General features: G+C 58.1%; 1 pseudogene. It reads right to left on the bottom strand.

From position 1 onward, the window contains the following. A pseudogene (locus K9U41_RS23770) lies at nucleotides 1–381 on the bottom strand (transketolase); the annotation flags it as partial. Nucleotides 382–384 lie beyond the last annotated feature (3 nt).

Here is a 384-nt window from a genome sequence, read left to right as displayed (position 1 = left end):
GTTGCGATCTATGATGGCCGTCAAATTACCGAGGCAGCGTGCACTCGCAAACATCGCCGCCTCCCAATTACTGCCTTCTTGCAACTCGCCGTCTCCGAGAAGCACGAACGTCTTTTGTTTGCCACTGCTCGCTGCTGCAGCGGCAGCCGCCCCCACGGCGAAAGGCAATCCATGACCCAGCGCACCGGTACAGGTTTCGATCCCGCTGACTGAGGACGAGGGATGGCCGCCGAGCAATCCTCCCGAACGGCCGTAATTCAGCAACATGTCTTCGTTCCAAAACCCCAATTCGATCAATACCGAATAGAGGGCCAAGGCGGCATGCCCTTTGCTGAGGACAAAACGGTCTCGCAATGGGTCGCTGAAGGCACGGGATGCCATGAC

The organism is Xanthobacter autotrophicus (assembly GCF_029991245.1).
Lineage (GTDB): Bacteria > Pseudomonadota > Alphaproteobacteria > Rhizobiales > Xanthobacteraceae > Xanthobacter > Xanthobacter autotrophicus_C.
The sequence above is the reverse complement of the archived record's forward strand: the minus strand, read 5'-3'. Positions and strand labels throughout refer to the sequence as shown.